General features: G+C 68.5%; 2 pseudogenes. Both read left to right on the top strand.

From position 1 onward, the window contains the following. Positions 1-121, top strand: a pseudogene (locus KHA85_RS16770) (alpha/beta hydrolase); the annotation flags it as partial. Positions 122-222: 101 nt separating this feature from the next. Next, positions 223-454: pseudogene (locus KHA85_RS16765) on the top strand (ATP-dependent helicase); the annotation flags it as partial.

Below are 454 nucleotides of genomic sequence, written 5' to 3'. Positions count from 1 at the left end.
CACCGAGCCGGAATTCTTTTCCATGGGCCACAACATGATGCTCGAGCCGGGCTGGGCCGACGTCGCCGAACGCATCCGCGACTGGCTGCAGACCCACGAAGCGGTGACCCACGCACGATAGCGAGTCGAGTCGCTCCAACATCGAAAAGCGTTGGCGTGCTAGATTTCACAGCCGCCACTCAACCGAGCTGGCCGTGTCGAACAGCAACGATTGGGGGGCCTGTGTCGATGCCGGCCAGCAGCATCCAGGCGCGGACCGACACCGACCCCGGCGACGACGGCGGCACCGCCGTGCTGCGCGGCTGGCAGCGCAGGGCGCTCGTCAAATATCTCGCCGGCCAGCCGCGCGACTTCCTGGCGGTGGCCACCCCCTGGTCCGGCAAGACGACGTTCGCGCTGCGGGTGGCGGCCGAACTCCTCGGCCAGCGCGCGGTCGAGCAGGTCACCGTCGTGG

The sequence above is a fragment of the Dietzia massiliensis genome (assembly GCF_018390595.1).
GTDB lineage: Bacteria > Actinomycetota > Actinomycetes > Mycobacteriales > Mycobacteriaceae > Dietzia > Dietzia massiliensis.
Note: the sequence above shows the minus strand (reverse complement) of the source record. Positions and strands in the feature narration are given on the sequence as shown.